18 protein-coding genes are annotated in these 19,504 nt (G+C 63.2%); 2 read left to right on the forward strand and 16 right to left on the reverse strand.

The genetic code is table 11. The features are described from left to right. Window positions 1–690: 690 nt before the first annotated feature. From B5X69_RS21525 to B5X69_RS13305, 7 genes are all read right to left on the reverse strand, one after another. Window positions 691–852 (reverse strand): hypothetical protein, encoded by a 162-nt coding sequence (locus B5X69_RS21525; RefSeq protein WP_176141601.1) that lies wholly within the window; start codon window positions 850–852, stop codon window positions 691–693. A gap of 26 nt (window positions 853–878) precedes the next feature. Then, window positions 879–2,369: a recombinase family protein gene (locus B5X69_RS13280; protein WP_079639196.1), complete on the reverse strand. Its 1,491-nt coding sequence runs from the start codon at window positions 2,367–2,369 to the stop codon at window positions 879–881. 227 nt (window positions 2,370–2,596) lie between these two features. Beyond that, window positions 2,597–3,016: a putative toxin-antitoxin system toxin component, PIN family gene (locus B5X69_RS13285; protein ID WP_079639197.1), complete on the reverse strand. Its 420-nt coding sequence runs from the start codon at window positions 3,014–3,016 to the stop codon at window positions 2,597–2,599. After that, entirely contained in the window at window positions 3,017–3,280 is a 264-nt protein-coding gene (locus B5X69_RS13290; protein WP_079639198.1) for a ribbon-helix-helix domain-containing protein, read from the reverse strand. 134 nt (window positions 3,281–3,414) lie between these two features. After that, window positions 3,415–3,855 carry a DUF72 domain-containing protein gene (locus B5X69_RS13295; RefSeq protein ID WP_079639199.1) on the reverse strand — a complete coding sequence of 147 codons (441 nt, stop codon included), beginning with the start codon at window positions 3,853–3,855 and terminating at the stop codon, window positions 3,415–3,417. Beyond that, window positions 3,852–4,103: a hypothetical protein gene (locus B5X69_RS13300; RefSeq protein ID WP_079639269.1), complete on the reverse strand. Its 252-nt coding sequence runs from the start codon at window positions 4,101–4,103 to the stop codon at window positions 3,852–3,854. Before B5X69_RS13300 ends, B5X69_RS13295 begins: the two co-directional genes overlap by 4 nt. A 127-nt stretch (window positions 4,104–4,230) precedes the next feature. After that, entirely contained in the window at window positions 4,231–6,468 is a 2,238-nt protein-coding gene (locus tag B5X69_RS13305; protein WP_079639200.1) for a hypothetical protein, read from the reverse strand. 215 nt (window positions 6,469–6,683) lie between these two features. Here B5X69_RS13305 and B5X69_RS21010 point away from each other — a divergent pair, with 215 nt between their 5' ends. Both B5X69_RS21010 and B5X69_RS13315 read left to right on the forward strand, forming a co-directional pair. Beyond that, window positions 6,684–7,076, forward strand: coding sequence for a hypothetical protein (locus B5X69_RS21010; RefSeq protein WP_139375790.1), 393 nt, complete (start codon window positions 6,684–6,686; stop codon window positions 7,074–7,076). Between the two features lie 43 nt (window positions 7,077–7,119). Next, window positions 7,120–7,575 (forward strand): PA2169 family four-helix-bundle protein, encoded by a 456-nt coding sequence (locus B5X69_RS13315; RefSeq protein WP_079639202.1) that lies wholly within the window; start codon window positions 7,120–7,122, stop codon window positions 7,573–7,575. A gap of 338 nt (window positions 7,576–7,913) precedes the next feature. Here the strand turns inward: B5X69_RS13315 and B5X69_RS13320 are convergent, their stop codons facing one another. The 9 genes from B5X69_RS13320 to trbJ form a co-directional block, all read right to left on the reverse strand. Further along, entirely contained in the window at window positions 7,914–8,510 is a 597-nt protein-coding gene (locus B5X69_RS13320) for an alpha-ketoglutarate-dependent dioxygenase AlkB (protein WP_079639203.1), read from the reverse strand. 156 nt (window positions 8,511–8,666) lie between these two features. Beyond that, the gene (locus B5X69_RS13325; protein ID WP_079639204.1) at window positions 8,667–10,367 is read right to left on the reverse strand and encodes a sulfatase family protein; all 1,701 of its coding nucleotides are present in this window, start codon (window positions 10,365–10,367) and stop codon (window positions 8,667–8,669) included. A gap of 79 nt (window positions 10,368–10,446) precedes the next feature. Next, window positions 10,447–12,717: a TonB-dependent receptor gene (locus B5X69_RS13330; RefSeq protein WP_176141602.1), complete on the reverse strand. Its 2,271-nt coding sequence runs from the start codon at window positions 12,715–12,717 to the stop codon at window positions 10,447–10,449. Between the two features lie 413 nt (window positions 12,718–13,130). Next, the gene (locus B5X69_RS13335; RefSeq protein WP_079639206.1) at window positions 13,131–14,264 is read right to left on the reverse strand and encodes a PAS domain S-box protein; all 1,134 of its coding nucleotides are present in this window, start codon (window positions 14,262–14,264) and stop codon (window positions 13,131–13,133) included. 335 nt (window positions 14,265–14,599) lie between these two features. Then, window positions 14,600–15,694 carry a TraB/TrbI/VirB10 family type IV secretion system protein gene (locus B5X69_RS13340; protein ID WP_079639207.1) on the reverse strand — a complete coding sequence of 365 codons (1,095 nt, stop codon included), beginning with the start codon at window positions 15,692–15,694 and terminating at the stop codon, window positions 14,600–14,602. 107 nt (window positions 15,695–15,801) lie between these two features. Beyond that, window positions 15,802–16,641 (reverse strand): P-type conjugative transfer protein TrbG, encoded by an 840-nt coding sequence (gene trbG / locus B5X69_RS13345; RefSeq protein ID WP_425441515.1) that lies wholly within the window; start codon window positions 16,639–16,641, stop codon window positions 15,802–15,804. Next, window positions 16,638–17,321: a conjugal transfer protein TrbF gene (trbF, locus tag B5X69_RS13350; protein WP_079639209.1), complete on the reverse strand. Its 684-nt coding sequence runs from the start codon at window positions 17,319–17,321 to the stop codon at window positions 16,638–16,640. Before trbF ends, trbG begins: the two co-directional genes overlap by 4 nt. A 3-nt stretch (window positions 17,322–17,324) precedes the next feature. Next, window positions 17,325–18,608 (reverse strand): P-type conjugative transfer protein TrbL, encoded by a 1,284-nt coding sequence (gene trbL / locus B5X69_RS13355; RefSeq protein ID WP_079639210.1) that lies wholly within the window; start codon window positions 18,606–18,608, stop codon window positions 17,325–17,327. Between the two features lie 192 nt (window positions 18,609–18,800). Further along, window positions 18,801–19,499, reverse strand: a complete 699-nt coding sequence (gene trbJ / locus B5X69_RS13365; RefSeq protein ID WP_079639271.1) for a P-type conjugative transfer protein TrbJ — start codon at window positions 19,497–19,499, stop codon at window positions 18,801–18,803. Window positions 19,500–19,504 lie beyond the last annotated feature (5 nt).

Genomic DNA, 19,504 nt, shown 5'->3' on the forward strand with positions numbered 1-19,504 from the left:
CCCTCGGCAATATCTGCGACCTCTATTCATCCGAAGAATGTTGGAATTACCTCAAAGCCGCCGGCTATGCGTCCGATTAAACGCACGATGCTCTAGACGCTCCGAATCAGATTACCCCTTGCCCCGTACGACCGTGTAGCGCGACTGGCTGAGAGTACGGCAGCTATTGGTTTCGTACATTCATCGCCAGAATGACCTATGATGGGGCGCGAAGCGGACACAACTCAGTCGGTCACGCCACAATGGCCGTCAGCTTTCCACCGCCAGCCTTCATTCGCGAGAGCGCCGCTGATCCAGCTGGCGACGACGCCTGGCTCGCCGCTATCGTACCATTCGATATAGTCGCCTTCCTCACGTACCCAGGCTACCAGACTGCCTGCACCGCGGAAGGTATAGGAAACAATCTCGCCATCAGGTCCGTGCCATTCAACATTGGCCAGCGCGCACCATAAATCGACCCCGCAAGCGCCATCCGATCTGACCTGATCACCGACAGCCCGATCGACGGCGGCTTCGAACTGCTTGCGAGGCCGATAGCTCGACTGCTCGGAACGCCCTCAAAATCCACTCTGCTGAAGAATGGGAAGATAACCTCCATTGAATTCGTATCAGGTAACCGCTTGGCCATCGGGTGGCCCGAAGACTATGCGATCAATCCGTATCGCCAGATTTCCCGAGCGGTTGCAACCGTCAAGCAGCGAGCTGCCCTGTCTCGGGCAGGGAGCGATATTCCCGAGCGATGGTTGCGATGTCCATCTGTCCGCCGGTGCCTTTCGCACCGGCAACCAGCCTATATCTACCTTTCATTGTGACGAGGACCATGCCGAGCGACGCAGGGCGCGCGGTCGACACGATCCTTGCCATTGCTTCGTTGGAGGCTATGCCGCCAGAGCATCAAGCTCGGCAGCCCCTTCCTTCTCTGCATCAATGTCAGCCTGGATTCGAAGCATCGCGTTGTATCGGGCAATAAGTTGCCGTGTTTCCGGCGTGGGCTGTCGCAGCGCCTCCAAAAGCCGCACGATCTCTCCCTGCCCTTTAGTGGTGTCCGCCGTCCCGCTCCTGGTCCGAGCGACATAACCGGCCAGCATATCGAACGGCTCGTTGAAGGTCGCAGTCAATTCGCCGTTGGCCCAGGAACAGCCGGCCAGCAAGAGCTGGAGCGCCTGCCGCTTCACCTCAACGGACAGCGCACCAAGTCCGAAATTGCTCGTCCGCGCCATATTGAGCATCGCGATGCCGTCGTCGATCAACGCCCCAACATTGCCGCGAGCTGCGCCTATTGTCCTTGGCGCAGATGTCGCCGCCCCTGTTTCCTCGTGCATGTCGACAATCGCCCGGCGAAGCTGGCGAAACTGAACAGGGCCGCAATGGAGACGGAGCAGCAGAGCGATGAAATGCTCCTCCAGCCGCTCCTGCCGGACATAGGGCTCGGGGCATTTCCCATAGTAGCCCGAGCAATGATAATAGATGTAGCGCCCCTTCTTGATCTCGGCGACCAGCGCACAGCCGCAGTGGCCGCATTTGGCGAGTCCGCGGAATGCAAAATCCTCGACACGCGAATGGGTGCTGTCATGGCTGCGCCGATCGAGCACCGTCTGCACCGCATCCCACAGCGCCGATGAGGTCAGCGGCACGTGCAGGCCTGCATAGGTCACGCCCATCCACTCGAAGGCGCCGGTGTATATTCTGCTGCGCAGAATATTGTGGACGGTGCTCGTGCCGATCGGCTTGCCACTCTTGCGATAGGTGAGTCCCGCAGCGCGTGCCTTGTCGGCCAGGCTCTTGAGGGAGTGTTCGCCCGTGCTGAACCAGTCGAAGAGGCGTGACACCAAGGCCCCGCGTTCAGGATCGACGGCGATGACCTTCCGGCCCGAGACATCGACGACATTATTGTAGCCGATCGGAGCGCAGGAAGGCCAGATGCCCTGTTGCGCCTTTTCCACCATTCCTTTGCTGCGCTCCTCGCCGAGATTGTCGATATAGGCCTTGGCCATCAGCACCTTGATGCCGTGGACGAACTTCTCCGAGGATCGGCAGCCCTCGGACATGACGACATTCTCCTTGACGAAATGCACCTCAATCCCGAGTTCATCGATCGTCGCCCAATCCTTGATGTTGCGATAAAGCCGGTCGGTCTTCTCGACGAGCAGGATCCGAACCTGCGAGCGCCTGCGAAGATGGCGCAGCATCTCCTCGAACGCTTTCCTTCCGCTCTTTCGCGCTGTCTCGACATCGATATGCCGACTGACGATATCGATGCCGTTCTGTGCCGCATAGTCTTCCAGCAGCTTGACCTGCGCGGGAATCGAATAGCCCTCTTTTTCCTGGTCGGGCGTGGACACGCGGGCATAAAGAACCGCCTCGCGCATCGGGTAGCGAGTATCGTTCCGCCTGCGCCTGCCGAACCGGCGTACCGGATTTCTTGGTTTTACCAACTCATTGCTCCTGCTTGTGCTTTACAGCGGGAGCCTGATGGTGGCGGGCAGGTTTAGATGCTAGAGCGACCTGTGCTCAAGCAGGATCAATTCGGCGAGTTCGCTACGCCGATTGCGGATATGCCTCCAGCCATTGGATATTGGTCCGATACGAGCGGTCGCTATCGCCGGATGCCTAATATTTCGGCGACATGATTAGCGGTCACGATATTCGTTCCACCGTGCTTGCCCAATGCCAAGAGATCGTTCTTATCGCCCGTGACCAGCCAATCCGCATTCCCTGCTTCGCAAAGCCCGAGAAGAAAATCGTCTCGTGGGTCGGGAGACCGCTCGACGTCCGGCAATACCGCAGGCATGTCCGCCACCACCGTGATCTGGTTGATGAGCCGACCGGCCTCGGAAGGACGAATCAGGCTCCTGATCTTGTCGCGCCGGCTCACTTCGCGAAGCTCAGCCAGCTGCAATTCATGGCTAACCAGCACGAAGCGACGATCGAGCCATGCTTCGATCAGGTGCGCGGGCGTGCCGCCAGGTGAAATCAACCCGCTCAGCAGGATGTTCGTATCGAGAATGACGCGCACTTAGTTCGTGCGCCAATCCGTCCAGAAGGATCCCCGCATGGCGCCAAGCTCATCGTCGATAAGCTTCTCGATCTCGCCGGGATCGATATCGGTGTTCCGCGCCTGAATATCGCGGACGATTTCGCGCAGAACCGCGCGATTGACGGCTTCCTCGACGAAGCGCGAGAGATCGCCCTTCCGTCCGCCTCGCGTAGCTAGCAAGGTGCGCAGCGCAAGATCGGTCTCACGCGACACCTTCAAATTCCAGCGGGCCAGCTCGCCCATAGCATCACCTGTGCGTTTGTGTGTCTAGACACATATATAAAGGCCGGGCCGCAGAATGACAATCAGCTCTTTCAGGTCGAGCGAACCACGGCTTCACGTTCGAGCTGTTTGGATTGGAAAGACCCGCCTACCCGCTATATAGCGACTATCGAGACGGCGAAGCACCGCGTCTTCCAGTTCCTGCCGATGCCGATCGAAGGGGGCATCCACCCCATCAGTTCAAGCTGATAGAGGAGCGGGCCGAGAGTCGGTCCAAGACACCGCGCTGCATCGAGCATACGCGCCAGCGGCTCCTCGCAGTCTTTCAGCTTCTTTGCCTGGGTGATGAAGCGATTGACTTTCACCGCGTAGAAAAAGTCGTGCGGCGCCCGTTCGCGCCATAGACTAAACAGCTCAGGGGCGGGCAAGCGGTAGAAACTATTGTTGATCTCCACCGCGCCAAAGTGATCGGCATAATAGGAGAACCAGTGCTTAAGCGGCAGGTCCTCGGGGTAGAAGGCCCCCCGCCAATGGCGGTAATTCCAGCCCGAACATCCGATGCGGACGGCCGCGCGCGCAGGGGCTCTTCGTCTCAATAGGGCGGCGGATCGCTCGCGGGGAAGGATTCGTCCGCGGCTTGGTCGACCCTGTCCCACTCGCGCGCCGGCTCATCGCGCATTCCATCGGGGCCTGCCGAGCGCGTCTGGTCGAAATTTTCAGGTTCGGTCTCGCCATCGGAAAAGGCTGCCGCATGCGCGTCGCCATTCGGCCGCCGGGCGGCGCGCCACACTGCAGCGCCAGCCCCTGCTACGACGGCTAATTTTGCAAGACGAGCTAGGGTCATCTCAAAGGTCCTTTTTGCTGGGTTCCCGATCATAACGAAGCAGCATTGCCGCCCGTTGCGCTCGCCGCCCATGCGCGCCCGGGAAAAATCCCTCTTTCTTATCGCAGATCAAAAATACGCGCGCCGCCTACTCCCAGGAAATGATGAGGCGGCCCGATGCGGGCACCTGGTACTCGATGCGATCGCTGCTCCTGGCGTCAGCGGCCAATTCGTCGCCCTCAACCCCCGTCACCCGGAGTTCGGGAAGCTTGCGGCGCTTCAGGCGCACGAAGGCGAGGCGGGCACGGCACGTCTCGCCGCCGTCGAGCAATAGCGAAAGCGTGCGCGTCCCGATCCGCTCGCTCGCGCGTACGAACTGGTCGCAGTAAAGAAGGAAGGGCGCGTCCTCGACGCGGTGGAAGGCGCGCGTCGCGAATACGAACGCAGCGCCGGCGCCATAGATTTCCTGTCCCACCTGCCCTGCGGGCTGGCCATCGGCGTAAAGATCCTCGAGCGGAAAGGAGAGGCTGCGGTCGACGTGGCCATTATTCTCGCGCTGCTTTTCGGCAATCGCCTCAGGAGGCAGTGCGTCGGGGTAGTAGTACCAGGCCCGATCGAGCGCGTAGCGGCAATATTCGGACACCAGCATGCGCGCAGCGGGGTCGAGGTCGGGGCCACTATCGGCAAGATACTGATCGAAGGCTGCAAAACTGTCGAAACATTCGTAGATCGCCATATAGGGCGCATCCTGCAGGCAGGTTGCACCCAGAAAATTGCGATAATGTTTGGCGAGCCCGATCTCGCTCTCCCAGAGCTCACAATTGTGGAAGAAGCTCGCGAGATAGACGTAGCTTTGCTCAAGATAGACCGCGCGGTCGGTGATCCGCCACAGCCGCATACAGGCTGCGGCCCCCCAGGCGGTGAGATTGGCCTGGTAGTTGATGTTGAAGCGCAGCCCGATCGCAGCATCGATCGCGGCGCGCGCCTCGTCGAGGAAGCGCTTCTCGTCGGTGAGCTCGAACGCCTGAAGCATGACCCAGGCATAAATGCCGCCGACGTCGGTCTGCCCGCGCCCGTCGGCGCCAGCTGTTTCGGTGATGACCGAAAAATCGGTCATCTTGTACTCGATCGGCCATTTGTAGTCGAAATGGTGCGCGGCCTTGATGCCGAAATCGAGCGAGGCAAGAAAGAGCCGCTTCGCGCTTCGATCGCCGCCGAGCGCGAGCCGCCCGAGATTGAGGAGCGGGTGATAAAGATACCAGCTGTCGACCGCCTCGCTGTCCTTGTCGTCGCCCACATTGGGCAAATAGCGGCGGATCAGGCCGCGCTCGGCGTCGCGGAATTTTCCCATGCCGGCAAGAAACTCGGCTTCCAGCGGGTGGGGATCGCCCTGCCATTTTCCCCACTCGTGCAAAGCCTGGGTGATCGACATTTGCACCATCGCGTCGGGATATTCAGCGGCAGTATAAGGGTGGATATAACGGTGGCCATAATGGCGTATCGTCGCCTCAGGCGCCCCGTCGAGGTCGCGCAGCGTGGCCTCTGCGCGCCCTATCCAATCGCGAAATTCGGTGGTGGGCGGATCGAGCTCGCGGTAGACCGTCCCCAGCATCTGCAAAAACTGGCGCGCGCTGTCGCGCTCGTGCTCCGGGCGATCGGGGCGAAGGACGAGGATCGCGTCCGAAAGCGTGAGCGGCTTGCCGGCCGCCAGGGGCTCCGCGTCGCGTATGGCGCCCGGCGGCGGTGCGGGGAGCGCAAGGCCGAGCTCGGGCCAGGCGCCCCCGACAACAGCGTCGGGGGTTGTCCCGCTCGCCTCGAAATAATCGCCGAGCGCGGTGAGATTCTGGAAATAAAGAACATTGCCGAAATCCGGGCGCTCGAGCTGAAAATAAAGAAGGCCGCCGTTCAATCCGCGCTGTACGGCCTCGACGCGTCCCGCTGCATTCAAGGGATCGCCATCCTTGCCGAGCGGAACGAGATCGCGCGGCAGATGCGGAATCAGCGCCGGCGCGGCCGAGGTGAAGCGCATGACGGTCCGGATCGCGCTCGGGGCCGCATCGCTTACGATAATCCTGACCTCGAACCGGCCGAGGGCGCCCGAGGTGCGGATATGAACGCGCTCGTTTCGGGCCGGCTTGACCGTCTCGGCTTTATCGCCGGCCGCCAGCGGCGCGGCGCGCAGCGCAAGACCGCCCTGCCCCGCGCGGCGCACGATCAGCCACAAAGCCTCGCCCGCCCGGCGGACTTCGGCTTCGTAACCGTCGATCGCAAAGGTCGCGATGGCGCTCCCTTTCGCCTCCAGCAAGGCGGCACGGGCGGCCAAGAGGCTCGGCGTCAGGATCGCGGTTTCAAGATCGTTCCTCAAGATCGGCGCGGCAGCAGCCATGGCTTGGAAATCTCCGACTGAAGGAGAAGCACGAGACGTGGGATAGTGGCCGAACGTGCCGCCGCGCGGCGGGTTGCCCAGCCGGCGCCCCGCTGCCAGGCGGGATCATAATATACGTTAAGACAATGAAAATTTGTCGCCTCCCGGTCCCGCTGCGGGGGAACAACGCCAAAGCGGGGCGCGTCTCTCTTGCCATCCAGCACAGGAGAATGACCATGACAAACGACAACCAAAACCGTCAGGCGCAGCCCGGCAGCACCGATCAGGAACGCGGCCAGGCCCAGCAGGGTCAGCAGGGCAACACCAACGCCGGCGAAATTCAGCAGGACCGCGGCCAGCAGAAACAGGATATCAATCCGGGACAGCAGAACCAGGGACAGCAGAACCAGGGACAGCAGAACCAGGGCCAGCAGAACCAGGGTCAGCAAGGCGGCGGGCAGCAGGGCGGCATGTCCGGCCAGGGTCAGCAGAGCCAGCAAGGCGGCGGCCAGGGCGGCGCGCAGCAGGGCGGTGAAGACCGTAACCGCCAGCAGAAGCAGCAGGATGAAAGCCGCCGCACCGAGGATGAAGACCGCGGCGCGCAAGCGGATTTTGGCCGCGACCGCTGAACTCAGCTCCAGCTGCCCCACAATATTTTGAAAGGTTTAGCAAATGCTCGATAACAAGAATGTCTCGACCTTGAACTCGCTCATCGCCACGACCCTCGACAGCATCGATGGCTATCGCAAGGCGGCCGAAGAGGCGAATGCAGGCCAGTTTCGAGAGATCTTCCTCCGCCGCGCAAACGAGCGCGCCGAAGTCGTTACCGCCTTTCAGGCCAAGGTCCGCGAATTCGGCGGCAATCCCGAAGATGACGGTACTGTGCTCGCGTCCGCGCACAGGGCCTTTCTCGGGCTTCGTGAGAAGCTCACCGGGCCGCGCGACGACGATGCGGTCATCGCAGAGGTCGAGCGCGGCGAGGATCATATCAAGTCGAAGTTCGAAAGCGCGCTTGAAGACACGGATCTTGATCCCACGGTTCGTCAGATCATCGAGACTGGCTATGCTTCGGTACGCCAGGGTCATGACCAGATTTCGGCTCTGAAGCACTCAATGGGCGCCCGCTAACCCCCCGCGCACGTCCTCCCTCGGCGGCGGCCGGGCTTCTGCCCGGCTGCCGCCGCCCTTTAGCCCACGAGCCCCGTGCGGGGTGCGCGGGGCTCGTCCCCATCTGTCCGTGCTGCCCGCGCAGGAACGCCTATTCACGATGAAGAACGACACTCCTTCCACTTCGCGCGCGATCCGTCATGCGGTGCCCCCGCTTCCGCATCCGAGCTGGCAGACCGACGCCCCCTTGCACAAAAAGGCCGAAAAGAAAGCGCTGACCGCTTCGGAGTTCTGGGAACGTCTCGGGATATGATCATCTAGGCGCGCTCATGCGTGCCTGGAGCGGCGCCCGGACGAGGTCAGCTTAGGCTGCGGAAGGTGACCGACCAGCGCGGCTCGTTCATCGCGGCGATGCTATGCTCCCACGCGTTTCGGGCTTCCCCGGAAAGATGATAGGCCGAGCGCGGAGCGAGCGCGGCCTCCGCGCGCTCAAACCTTGTGCCCTTGCGCCGACGGAAGCGCATCACGGCGCGCGCGCCGAGCGAGATTCCAATGACATGATCAAAGACAGGGCGATCCCGGTGCCAGCCGATGCCTGCACCGACGCCATATTCGATGAGCAGAAGCTGTGCGAGCGCGTCGGTCTCAAGACCTGCAAAGCGCGCGGCGCGGGCCCGCAGCGGCTCGATCCAGCCAGGGATCGGATCGCCCGGCGCAAAACGGTTGGTCTCAAAATCATAAGTCCAGCCGAAAGAGCGGGTCAGTCTTTTCCCCTCCCACCGCTGAAAACGAAATGGCGTGAGGCGGGCATCGCAAATCCGGGCAATGAGGGTGCGCTCCTCGGCCTCGCTGATGATATTTTCAGCATAGGCGAGGCCGGGAGGGCCGACGGACCCGAAAAGGTCAGCCTGGAGCGCCCCGCCTGCCCCGGATGAGGCGTCTTTCTTGATGGTCATGGCCGCGGGCTCCCGCGGCGATCTACGCTCGCCGCAAGGTGGCCGGGGCCGTGCCTGCTTATGAAATCGCCGCGATAAGGGGCTGCCGGAAAGTTCGCCACCATAAGAACATAATCAGAACATCCTGGGTTGCAAGGGCAGCGCCCCGGCTTCCTCTCACCTGCGCTGGTTGTACATTTCGGTCGGCCCTGGATATTCGCGGCCGTCGTCCGGCCCGACTTCGCGCGCAACGAGCGCATTCACCATCTTGTTGAGCCGCAGCACCGTCGCCTTGTGCTTTGGGTCATTTGCAAGGTTGGAAATTTCGCCGGGGTCAGCGTGCGTATCGTAAAGCTCAAGGTCATTAAGCGCGGTGAGCGTCTTCCAGTCGCTCGGTGTATGATGCTCCGCTGGCGCAAAATAGCGCGCGAACTTGTAACGCCCGTCATGGACACCGCGGTGCAGGCGCCGCTTCGAAAGGTCGAAGCGCTTGCTGTAATCGGGCTCGCCCGTGGGAAGCGTTGCGGTCCGGTTCTCGGTCGGCTCCCAATAATGGGCGACCGCATAGTTGAAAAGATGCCCCCGCCGATCGCGCTCGGTCGGCGATGCAGGCGAAGTGAGCAGGCTCGACACGTCGACGCCGGGAAGGCCGGGGTAGCGCTCTGCCTGGTCGCCCGCCGAAAGCCCGGCAAGGCCCATCAAGGTCGGAGCAACGTCGATCGCACCCATGAGGCCCTTGGTCGTGCGTCCGCCCGCGACATCGGGATGCGCGATGATCATCGGGATATTCACCTCTTCGCGGTACATGGTCGCGCCCTTCTGGCGCATCCCGTGCGCGCCGGCGCGCTCGCCATGGTCGCTTGTGTAGATGATGATCGTGTTGTCGATCTGGCCGCTCTCCTTGAGCGCCCAGAGCAATTGGCCGAGGCGCCGGTCGACGTCGCGCAGGCAATTATAATAATAGTTGATGAAGCGGTGCCAGCTCTCCTCGTCGTCGTGGCGCATGACGCCGTAGAAGAGGTCGTTGAGGCGGACGATTGCGCGGTGCGCCTCGGGCTTTGTGCTAAGATCGTCCTTGTAGAAGCTTTCCGGCAGGTCGAATTTATTGTCGACCTCGTAGAGCGGGTCGCCAGGCTCGCGGCGAAGCGGGCCCAAAATGTTCGGGTCGGGCCGGCTTTCCGCCTGCTTGCCCGTCGCGTCGTAGAACATGATGTCGTGCGGGTTGACGAGCCCGACGACCTGAAACCAGGGCTTGCCGCCGGCCTTGTCACCTCGCGCATAGTCGAAGATCGCGCGCGCCGCGTCACCCGCAACGAACATGTCGGATTTATAACCGTCCCATGTCAGCCCCACCTCTTCGCCGTCGAAGCCATAGTCGTGAAAGCCGTATTTCTCCATCGCGCGCTCGGTCGTCGGGTAGACCCCGCCCGGAATGCGCGTCCAGTTGCGCTCATGGTTGATCCGGCTGAGGTGCCACTTGCCCTTGTAGGAGGTGTAATAGCCTGCCGCCTGCATCATGTGGCCGAGCGTCGGCATGTCCTCGGCAGCCACGGGATGGGGGGCATTGTCGCTGTTGAGGAACAGCCCCGTTTGCTGGGTGTGATGTCCCTGGAAGATTGTCGAGCGCGACGGCGTGCAGGGCGTGGTGTGGACGTTATAATTTTCAACCAGAAGCCCGCGTTCGAGCAGTTCGCGGTGCGCCGGGAGCTTTTCAAGCAATCCCTTGGGATAGCTCGCGATGCTCTGCTCCTGGTCGGTGACGATCATCAGGACGTTGAGCTTCTTGCCGTTCTTCGCAAGGGCCGGCATCGCAAGGCCGGCCGCCGCCAGCGCTCCCATGCCACCGACAAATGTCCGCCGATTCACGTCCCAACTCATCGTCAATCTCCTTGTGTCCCCATGTTCTTCGCCCGCGGCGCCGCGAGGCTGCGCCGCGGGCGTAGCAGCTTAGCTTTGGTTAGAATTTGAACGCCACGTCGACGCCGAATTCGCGCGGCGGCTGGTAGAATTGCTGGATCGGCGTCGCGCCCGCCGAGATCGCACCCGAAATCACCTTCTGGTTGGTGAGGTTCGAGCCATAGAGCGTGACCTTCCACCTATCGTTCTCGCCGGCGATTGCGATGCTCGCGTTCACCAGCACGACTTCCTTGCGGTAATAGCCCGGATTGTTGTCGCGCCCCCAGGTGTTGAAGCGGGCCGAGTAGCGCGCATCGCTGTGCAGCTTGATCTCGCCGAATCCCATCGGGATCACATAGTCGGCCGACAGGCTGCCGCTCCATTTGGGCGCATTGGCAAGTTCGAGACCGGTCGAGTCGGTCGGGACGGCGAAGGTGCCGTTGGGAACGCCGTTGAGGAGCACCGGCACCGCAGGGCCGCACTGCCCGGGCTCGGGCGCGCCGTCGGTGAACGCGCCGTTGGTGTCCGCGCAGAAGTCGGTGTAACGCGCGTGCAGATAGGCGATGTTCGCGCCCAGGGTGAAGTTGTGCGACGGCCGCAGCAGCGTCTCGACCTCGAAACCATAGATTTCCGCAGCCGCGACGTTCGTCGTGATATTCTCCGCCCGGACCGAGCCCATCTTCGTTACCGCGCTTTGAAGATCGCGATATTTGTTGAGGAAGCCTGCGACGTTGAACCGCAGCAAACGATCGAAAAGGTCGGTCTTGGCGCCAACCTCGAAGGCGTTGACGCGCTCGGGGTTATAGGGGCCCACATTTTCAGGGATCGTTCCGCGCGAATTATAGCCGCCGGCCTTATAGCCTTGCGAATAATTGGCGTAGACCATCGCTGCGGGGGCAAGCTTATACTCGACCGTCAGGCGCGGCGTGAATTCGGCCCAGCTCGCCTTGAGGCTGCTTTCGAAGGAGGATATCTGGTTGCCATTCACCAGCACCTGCGAGCCAATGTCGTATTTCTTGCGGTCGTGGCTGTAGCGGCCGCCGATCGAGAGCGTCAGCCGCTCGGTCGGATGCGCGTTGACAAGCGCGAACAGGGCGTAGCTTTCGGTGTCCTGGTTAAGCTGCGCGAGCGTGGTCGTGGTGGGGTTGGCGAGCACCATGTTGAACTGGCGCCACTTGTCGGCCTGGTAATAGGCGCCGATGACAAAATCGACCGGCTCGTCGGCGGGCGAGACATAACGCAGCTCTGCGCTCTTCGAATGGCCCGAAAAATCGCGCAAGACATCGAGCTGCGGCGCGGGCGTGATCAGACCATCGAAGTCGCCGCGGGTCACATAGTCAAGATGTCGATAGCCGAGCACTGCCGTGATCGATCCATATCCGACGTCAAGATTCGACGTCCACGACCCGCCGTAGCTTTCGGTGTTGGCATATGGATCGAAGGGCACCGCCGCCTTGCGCACGTCGGTCTTCACAATGTCGGGCAAAAGATCCCAATTGGGGTCCCCATTGTCGAGAACGTGCGGCGCGGGGCCGGTGGTTTTCTGCTTCAGCCAGTCAACCACCAGCGTCGAATTGAAAGCGCCGCCCTGATCGAAATTGAGCGCACCGCGCACCGACTTGACGTTCGCGCCATTGAGGCGGTTGCCCGTCACGACGTTGCGGCTGTAGCCATCATAATCGCGGAAATTGACCGCGATCTTGGCGGCGAGCGCATCGCCCGCGAAGCGCCCCGTGTTGATCTTGCCGCGGAACTGCTTGAGCCCGTATGAACCCGCCGTAAGCCGGACTTCGCCGCCGAAATCATCGGTCGGGCGCGCGGTAATGACGTTGATCGTACCGGCAAGATTGTTCTTGCCGAACAAGACGCCCTGCGGCCCCTTCAGCACTTCGATGCGCTCGACGTCGAACAGGTCGAGCATCGTGCTCGACACGAAGGGGATATAGACGCCGTCGATGATCGTGCTGACTTTGGGGTCGGCGTTGGGATCGGGGTCGGCGGTGCTCATGCCGCGGATCGAGATCATCGGGACATTCGCAACGAGACCTTGCGTTTGCAGGACGACGTTGGGCGCGAGACCGTTGAGGCTGGTGATGTTGGTGCTGCCGCTCGCCTCGACCATCTCGGTGTTGAAGGCGGAAATCGCGATCGGCACATCCTGGACGCTTTCGGATCGTCGCTGCGCCGTCACGACGATATCGCCGCCATAATTTTCCTCGGCGGCCGCGGCGCTGTCGTCGACCGGCAGGGTGGTGTCCGACTGCGCCTGGACCGGCGCGGCCGCGAGCGCGGCAATCGTGGTTGAAATCAAGAAAAGTCCCGTTTTTTTCATTTCTGTCCTCCAAAACTGAATCGCGCGCGCCAGTTCTTCCCGCACGCGCGAGCGCGGCGGAGATGCGGGCATTGCGCATCCGACCCTTGTTTTTGGAACGGGGTGCCTTTGTCGAAGCCTCTTTGTCGTCGGCGCGGGAAATCTTTTGATTCTCACTGCGTGCCGACGGTTTTCCATCCGTCCCGCCGCCTGATTATCAGTCTCAAAAAATACTTCAAGTACTAAGTATATTTTTCAGTTTGCGCTGCTGCCGCCTCGCGCAAGATGCTCCCTTGCCGGCAAGCAGCCCCCCGACCGGGCGGTCTTTTTGCAAGGGCTTCGAGAGGAGAGGAGATTTCGCGCGAGGGTGCTGCCTCGCTCCTAAGCTTGCGATTCAGGAGCCTCTTGGCCCCTCGGGATGTAATTTATCCGCTTCAGCTTTCGAGCGCAGTGCGCGGCACCGCGATCGAAACGAAGAGGCCATCCGCCCTCCAATCGCGGTCGATCGATGCCTTGAGCGTCGCAGCAACGCCCTTTTCAAGACGCGTACCGAAGCCTTCGCGCGCGCGGGCGATATCGCCTTCGGCAGGCAGTGCGCCGCCCCTTTCCTCCCAGCGAAGGCGGACATCGTGCCCGCCGCGCTCGACGCGAACGATAAGCTGGCCTTCGGGCACCGACAGCGCGCCATATTTTGCGGCATTGGTCGCAAGTTCGTTGAGCAGCAGCGCGATGTGCGTGACGGCTCGCCCGCCTACAAGACATTCGTCTCCCTCGACGAAGATCCGCTCGCCGGCCAGATAGGGCGCCAGGATCGCGTGAATCAACGCGAGAAGTTCCGTCTGCTGATGGGAAGGGTGACCTCCATCGGCCTGCCCCATCGTCAGCTCATGCGCGCGCGCCAGCGCCTGCAGGCGATCCTGGATCATGCCGACGGTATCTTCGAGCGTTCCGCCCGCGCGCGAGCTGATCGCGACAATCGCATTGGCGAGCGCAAAGAGATTCTTCACGCGGTGATGCATTTCGCCCATGAGAAGCTTCTGCTGCTCCTGGGCGTTCCGCCGCTCGGTGATGTCGCGGGCGATTTTCGAGGCGCCGACGATGGTCCCATGCGCGTCGTGGATCGGCGAAATGGTGAGCGAGATGTCGACGAGCTCGCCGTTCTTGCGAAGTCGCTGCGTCTCGAACGGCAAGATGCGGCGCCCCTGCTGTATCGCCGCAAGAATACGGGGTTCTTCATCCAGTCGGGCCGGCGGGATCAGGATCGTCACCGATTTGCCGATGACCTCTTCGGGAGCGTAACCGAAAAGGCGCGTCGCTCCCTCGTTCCAGCTTTGGATAATGCCATGGAGGTCCTTGCTGATGATCGCGTCGTTCGACCCCTCGATAATCGCTGCCAGCCAGTCCCGCGGGTCCGGAACACCGCTCAAGGCGGCATTGACGGCGGCCTGTCTCCCCGGCGGCGGCAAGGATCCGGCGACACGCGCGTCGAAGGGCGCGCGCCCGCTGATGGGCCCGGCGGGGAGTCCGCTGCCCGGCTCCGCGGGAATACTGCCGTTAAGATCCGCCATTTGTGCTCCTATTGCCCTCAGGGGCCTGAGCATGGGCGCTCGCCGTGAGTAAGACAAGCTATAGCGGTGCTCTGCCCGGCAGGGCTGTGCTTAGAATTTTTGCGAGAGGAAGAGCGATTGCTGACTGCGGGGGACAGAAGCGCGCGCCCCTAATAGCATGAAAAATCATCACTTCTTGAACGAGGGCTGCGACGGATCCTGCAAAAGCGCGCGCGTGACGAGACGTGCATGGAGTTGGACAGACGGTTCGGGTCGCCCTTCGCCGCGCCTCTGCATCTTCCCTCTCCCCTGGCTGCGCCCATCACGGCCGGCGGGGCGCAAGGGGCCGCGCGCGGTCACGACCCCGCGCCGGTTTCAAAGATGAGATCGCGCGTGACGAGCACATGCAGCGCCGCGCCTGCACGGACGGTCACCGTCGGCGGGCGGGCTACTTGCCTTTCCACAAGCCGGCGCCCCGTTTGATGGACCGTATCCTGGCCGCTCTCGCGCAGCGCCCGCAGCAGCGGCTCATCGCTACCGCTTCCAAGCTCGGCCCCGATCCCGAGCAGCGACGACACGAGCGCGGCGCGTGTCATCGCTCCCCAGTGATAATCAGTCCGGTCGCCAATCCCCGCCTTGCCGCTTGCATCGCTTCCAGGAAGCCGCCCGAGTTCGAGCGAGCGTCCGCCGGGAAGGATCAATCGGTCCCACGCCAGCAAGACGCGGCTTTGTCCCGCCGCCACGTCGCTTGCATATTCGCCGATGAGCCGCGCGCCTTGCGGGATCAGAAGCAGCGCGCCGGTCGGGCTGTCGTAGACATTCTGCGTCACCTGCGCGGTCACCTGGCCGGGAAGATCCGAGTGGACCGCGGTAATCAGGGCTGCAGGAATGATACTTCCTGCCTGGAGAACTCTGGGCGAGCTCGGATCATGAAGCCGATGACGGCTCTCGGGCGTGACCGCGCGCTCTGCCAAAAATGCGCTGCGCGATCCGCTCTCATTCCTGTCGCGGCGAGAGGCTTCCGCCTCGCCCATTGGGCGCGGCGCCCCTGCGCCAGGCTCGGCGGTCGCTGATCGCCCCTCAAGAAACAACCGGCTCGCGCGCGCCGCTTCGCGCTCCTGCCTCGCGCGCAGGCGCGCTTCCTTCTTTGGCCCTGGTTCGCGCGCCGGGGCGGGATGGGCAGCATGCTCGTCGGATCCCGCCCCGCCATCGGCGGCGAGGGGCACGGCTGCGCTTGCAAGATCGGCGGGGCGCGGCGGACCAGGGTCAGCCAAAGCGCCATAGTCGGCGGGGCTTCCCGCAAGCGGCCCCGGCCGCCCCGGAGTCTCGGCGTGATAGACATTTTCGCGGCGCGTGGGGGTCGCAGGCTCGAGCGCATAGATCAGCGCGCCGCCGATCAGGAGTCCCGCCGCCCCGCCGAGCACCGCGAGCGCCTTTCGCGAGAGCCGCATCGTTTTCGGAAGGTCTGCGCTGAGCCGGAGGCTTTCCCGGCTCGGGGGCGAGCCAGGCGGAGGGGCTCCAATCTCTTCCCCGGCAGAAGCCCGAGCCTCAGGCGGGATCACCGGCCGCCTCGGCGCGGCTCGTCGCGGCGAATGCGAACCTCGCGCGCGGCCTTCCCCACGCCGAGCCGGAGCACCGCGCGATCGAACAGCCGGTCGACGAGCAGATAGCGGCCGCGGACGCGGTAGTTCACAAGCTCGGCCTCGCCGCCTTCATTGAGGAGGAAGATCGGCGGCATGTCGTGGGACGCTATCCCGCTTGCAAATTCCACAAATGTCTGCCGGCCATCATCGAAGACGCGCAGCGGCCTCCAGGGCACTTTGTCGCCCGAAATCCGGTAGCGAAAATCGAGACGAGCGGGGTCAATGCCCGCCGCGACCGGTTCTCGCCTTTCTTGCTCGGACGCCGCGGCGTTAAGCGCGATCAGCGCATCTGCCGGGTAGGTCCACGACACCTGCGCCATGTAAGTTGCCGGCGTCGATCGCAATTCGAGATGATAGGTCCGGCGGTCGGTGTTGATAACGAGATTGGTGGAAATGTCAGATCGCGTGGGCTTGACCAGCAGATGGACGCGGCGCGATGCGCCCGCACCGCTCACCGTGTCGCCGATGATCCACCGCACCGTGTCGCCGGCGGCAACCGGTCCTGGGCCCACGAGCGCTTCGCCAGCTTCAAGGACAATATCGGTCACCTGTCCCGGGGCTGTATAAACCTGATAGAGCGCGCCATCGGACCAGGCATATTGCTGGATCGCGTTGCGATAGGCTTGGAGGTCAGGCTCAACACGCGCCTCGGCATTGGCCTTGCCGACGCGCGCGCGCGGGTCGCGAGCTTCGGAAGCAGCGACGGGCGCGAGCAGCATCGTTGCAGCGGCAATCAGGAAAATGGGCGTCGTCATTGGCTGAGTTCCTTTGACCATGAAAGGGCAGTGACAAAGAGCCCGAGCGGGTTCTTGCGAAGCGCGTCGGGCGTGCGCGGCGGCTCGATGCGGACGGTGACGATGGCCGACCAGCGCGAGCGTTCGGTGAGGCTGCCGTCCTGATATCGCCGCTCGGTCCAGGCGATGCGGAAGCTGTCGCGCGATGCGCGAATGACGCTCGAGACATCGACGGCGACCTGGACCTTCCCAATCTCGGCGAAGGGATCGCTATCGCGCGCATAGTCATTGAGCGCCCGCGCGCCCGCATCTCGCGCAAAGTCATAGGCAGCGAGCCAGTCGTTACGCAGGACCACCGGATCCGCCGGAATCGAGCGCACATGCTCGATGAAGCGGGCCAGGTGAAAGGCGATCTGGGGATCGCTGGGGTTCCAGGCAGCGTCGGCCGGGGCGACCGCCCTCGCCTCGCCGAACTTGTCGACTTCAACGACCCAGGGTGTGATCGTACCGCGCGCCGAGTGCCAAACGAGCGCGGCTCCCAGGCCGCCTGCAAGGGCAAGACAGCCGAAAAAGGCGAGGCGCCAGTTCTTCGCCTGGACGCGGGCGGATCCGATCCTGTCATCCCAGACCTGCGCCGCGCGCTGGTAGGGGGTGACGGGAAAGGGCGAGCGTCCATAGCGGACCGAAGGTCGTCGAAACATGCGTCACTCCTTTTCGCTGGTATCGGGTGCAGCGCCGGCACCTTGGCTGTCGCCCGACCGGATGCTGTGAGCGAGGGCGGCCGCGCCTTGCATCATCGCCTGACGGCGGCGGAGCGCCTTCGCCCAGGCGGGCTGCTCCTCCGGCGACGCCGGCGAGGCGAAGTCGCCCCCTTCGCGTCCGGTGCGTCCGTCCTGATAGCTTGCCCGGACCCGGTCGGCGCTCTTGCGGACCGGCGCTGCGGCCCCGCGCGCAGCGGCAGCTGTCACACCGGCAACGCCGCCGCCCACCGCCGCTGCGCCTTCGCGCCCGGCGGCGCCGCGCGCATAGGCCGCGCTTGCGCTGCCCGTCATGCGCGCGCCGCCAAGCGCCGTGCGGCCGAGGGCGGTCGCCGCCGCACCCCCGGCCAGTGTCGCTCCGGCTGCGCCGGCGGCAAGCGTAGCGCCCGCAGCCACCGCCGTTCCCGCGGCCGCGCCGGCACCAAGCTGCGGACCGCCTGCGACGATGCCGTTCGCGATCCCGGGACCGAAAATACCAAGACCGAGCAAGGTGAGCGCCGAGAGCGCGATCGCCATCGCCTGCTCGATATCGGGTTCAGCGCCGATCCCTGCCTCGAGAAAGCGGTGAAAAAGCGTGGTTCCGATGCCGGTGATGACCGCAAGCACGAGGAGCTTGATACCCGAGGAAACGACGTGTCCCAGCACGCGCTCGGCCATGAAGGCCGTGCGAGCGAAAAAGGCGAAGGGCAGCAGCACGAACCCGGCGAGCGTCACCAGCTTGAACTCGAGGATCGTGACGAAGATTTGCACCGCGAGAATGAAGAAGGCGAGCACGACGATCACCCATGCGACGAACAGGATCGCGATCTGGACGAAATTGGAAAAGAAGCCGATCGGCCCCATCAGTTGTTCGGTCGCATCGAGGAGCGGCGCTCCGGCATCGAGACCGGTCGCCGCAATCATGCCGGGCCGCATGAAGTCGCCAAGGGCAAGTGCCCCGCCGCTCGCCTTCAGTCCAAGTCCTGCAAAGCTGTCGAGCAGGATCGATGAAAGCGTGGAGAAATTTCCGATGATATAAGCAAAAACACCGATGTAGAGCGTCTTCTTGACGAGGCGCTGCAGAATATCCTCATCGGCGCCCCACGCCCAGAAGAGCGCCGCGATCGTGACGTCGATTACGATGAGCGTCGAGGAGAGGAAGCCGACCTCGCCGCCGACGAGACCGAAGCCGCTGTCGATATAGGTCGAAAAGACGCTCAAAAACTGATCGATGACGCCGCTGTCGTTCATTGTGCCTCATCCTCGCGGCAAAAGAAGCGCAGGCGCCCCGGCTCCCCGCCGCGGCTTCCTGAAGGACGGCTTGTGAGCTCAGGCGAAACCTTCGTTGCTTTCCGAATTGCCGCGCCAGACCGGACGACCGGGGCGGCGCACCCGGCGCGATTGCAGGGCGCGGTCACGCCGACCTTTTCGCGCCGCTGCACGTCAATTCTTGCCGCGGAAGCGCCGAAAGCGTTCGCGCGCTTCGGCCTCGATAGCGGCGCTGCGCGCGGCCTCGAGCGCCTGCGCCCGGCCCTGAGCGGCAAGCGCCGCGGCAAGATCGCCAAGCTGCTGGGACTGAAGCGCAAGGAGCTGGTTTCCAGCCTGCGCGGCCTGCAGCGCGCCGCTCGCCGACTGGCTGGCGGTGACCAGGGCCGAAATGGACGCGCGGGTTCCTCCGAGATTGCCGACGATCGCCGCCTGGACTTTCATCGCGTCCTCGAACGCGGCGACGCTATCCATCCAGCGCGCCTCGGCCTTGGCGACCAGCGCAGCGTTCGGCGCCGCCAATGCTGAACTCTTGTACCGGCCCTCGAAGGCCGCCTCGATATCCTTTACGTCAAAAGCGATCCGCTCGGCCTCGCCGAGGAGACCGCGCGTCCGGTCGACCTGGCTCTCAAGCTCCGCCAAGGTCGAGGTCGGGAGCGCGGCGAGATTCTTTGCCTCGTTGAGGAGCGACACCGTCTGGTTCTGCAGCATGCGGATCTGGTTGTTGATCTGCTCGAGCGTGCGCGCCGCGGTCAGGATATTCTGCGCATAGTTGCGGGGATCGTGAACGATGCCGCCGATCTGCGCCGACGCCGGATAAGGGGAGAGAGCGATCGTCGATCCCGCGACAATCGATACGAACAAGGCACCTGAAATCTTTC

The sequence above is a fragment of the Sphingopyxis flava genome (genome assembly GCF_900168005.1).
Classification (GTDB): Bacteria; Pseudomonadota; Alphaproteobacteria; order Sphingomonadales; family Sphingomonadaceae; genus Sphingopyxis; species Sphingopyxis flava.

Coding starts and splice junctions, on each gene's coding strand:
- B5X69_RS13280 (WP_079639196.1), bottom strand. CDS start 2,369: ATGCGCGAGGCGGTTCTTTATGCCCGCGTGTCCACGCCCGACCAGGAA.
- B5X69_RS13290 (WP_079639198.1), bottom strand. CDS start 3,280: ATGGGCGAGCTGGCCCGCTGGAATTTGAAGGTGTCGCGTGAGACCGAT.
- B5X69_RS13300 (WP_079639269.1), bottom strand. CDS start 4,103: ATGACCCTAGCTCGTCTTGCAAAATTAGCCGTCGTAGCAGGGGCTGGC.
- B5X69_RS13305 (WP_079639200.1), bottom strand. CDS start 6,468: ATGGCTGCTGCCGCGCCGATCTTGAGGAACGATCTTGAAACCGCGATC.
- B5X69_RS21010 (WP_139375790.1), top strand. CDS start 6,684: ATGACAAACGACAACCAAAACCGTCAGGCGCAGCCCGGCAGCACCGAT.
- B5X69_RS13315 (WP_079639202.1), top strand. CDS start 7,120: ATGCTCGATAACAAGAATGTCTCGACCTTGAACTCGCTCATCGCCACG.
- B5X69_RS13320 (WP_079639203.1), bottom strand. CDS start 8,510: ATGACCATCAAGAAAGACGCCTCATCCGGGGCAGGCGGGGCGCTCCAG.
- B5X69_RS13325 (WP_079639204.1), bottom strand. CDS start 10,367: ATGAGTTGGGACGTGAATCGGCGGACATTTGTCGGTGGCATGGGAGCG.
- B5X69_RS13330 (WP_176141602.1), bottom strand. CDS start 12,717: ATGAAAAAAACGGGACTTTTCTTGATTTCAACCACGATTGCCGCGCTC.
- B5X69_RS13335 (WP_079639206.1), bottom strand. CDS start 14,264: ATGGCGGATCTTAACGGCAGTATTCCCGCGGAGCCGGGCAGCGGACTC.
- B5X69_RS13340 (WP_079639207.1), bottom strand. CDS start 15,694: ATGCGGCTCTCGCGAAAGGCGCTCGCGGTGCTCGGCGGGGCGGCGGGA.
- trbG (WP_425441515.1), bottom strand. CDS start 16,641: ATGACGACGCCCATTTTCCTGATTGCCGCTGCAACGATGCTGCTCGCG.
- trbF (WP_079639209.1), bottom strand. CDS start 17,321: ATGTTTCGACGACCTTCGGTCCGCTATGGACGCTCGCCCTTTCCCGTC.
- trbL (WP_079639210.1), bottom strand. CDS start 18,608: ATGAACGACAGCGGCGTCATCGATCAGTTTTTGAGCGTCTTTTCGACC.